The sequence below is a fragment of the Paenibacillus sp. VCA1 genome, assembly GCF_031583795.1.
Taxonomy (GTDB): domain Bacteria; phylum Bacillota; class Bacilli; order Paenibacillales; family Paenibacillaceae; genus Paenibacillus_AQ; species Paenibacillus_AQ albilobatus.
In genome coordinates this window covers 1-559 of record NZ_JAVLSX010000042.1, presented here as the reverse complement: position 1 = coordinate 559, position 559 = coordinate 1, and the positions used below count along the sequence as shown (strand labels likewise).

Sequence of the window (559 nt, the reverse complement as noted above, 5' to 3'; positions counted from 1 at the left end):
TTCGGACATCCCCGGATCAAAGCTTGCTTACAGCTCCCCGAGGCAGTATCGTTGTTCGCCACGTCCTTCATCGGCTCCTAGCGCCTAGGCATCCTCCGTGTGCTCTTAGTAGCTTAACCATGCTACTTTTTGTTACTTGGTCTTACAATGAAGACACAAGCAGCTAAAAGGATATTTCTAAAACGCAAATTCGTTTCGGTATCTAGTTTTCAAGGATCAAAAATCAACTTTTCGGTTCATCACGAATGTGTGAATGAAAATTTGATTCAAATCATCCGGTTTTTTCAACCGGACTTATATCATACCATCCTCAGCACCGCTTGTCACCAAGCAAGTTCTGGAAATTGTATGCGAGAGTTTGAACTCTCAAAACTGACCAACGAGTGAGATCATTTTGCCTTACGGCATATTTGAATGTTTCCTCGCAGGAAACGATTCTCCATAGAAAGGAGGTGATCCAGCCGCACCTTCCGATACGGCTACCTTGTTACGACTTCACCCCAATCATCTACCCCACCTTCGGCGGCTGGCTCCTTGCGGTTACCCCACCGACTTCGGG

General features: G+C 46.3%; 2 rRNA genes. Both read right to left on the bottom strand.

Going from position 1 to position 559, the window contains the following annotated elements:
• Positions 1-119: ribosomal RNA gene (locus tag RJP21_RS31050) — 23S ribosomal RNA — on the bottom strand; the annotation flags it as partial.
• Positions 120-445: 326 nt separating this feature from the next.
• Positions 446-559 (bottom strand): 16S ribosomal RNA (locus RJP21_RS31045); the annotation flags it as partial.